A 247-nucleotide genomic window follows, 5' to 3' on the forward strand; every position below is an offset into this window, starting at 1 on the left:
GCTACTACGAGCGGTTCGCCGACCACGCGGTGTCGGTGGCCAAGGCCGTGGTCTTCCTCGTCACCGGCTCGCACGCCGAGGTCGAGTCCTCCGACGGTGCGCCGCTCGTCGGCTGAGCGCCGTCCGCGCAGGTGTAGCGTCCGGGAGGTGGCGCGCTGCTGGGGTCCCCCGAGGATCCTGGCCGGCGGCCCGGGCGGCCTGACCTGCACCGTCGTCGCCCTCGCGGCCCTGGTCGCGGGGTGCTCGG

The 247-nt window shown here is 75.7% G+C and carries 1 pseudogene; it reads left to right on the plus strand.

Features of this window, described 5'->3' with window-relative positions:
* Nucleotides 1-116: pseudogene (locus GTR02_RS25030) on the plus strand (phosphate signaling complex protein PhoU); the annotation flags it as partial.
* Nucleotides 117-247: the final 131 nt, after the last annotated feature.

The sequence above is a fragment of the Kineococcus siccus genome (assembly GCF_009906795.1).
Classification (GTDB): domain Bacteria; phylum Actinomycetota; class Actinomycetes; order Actinomycetales; family Kineococcaceae; genus Kineococcus; species Kineococcus siccus.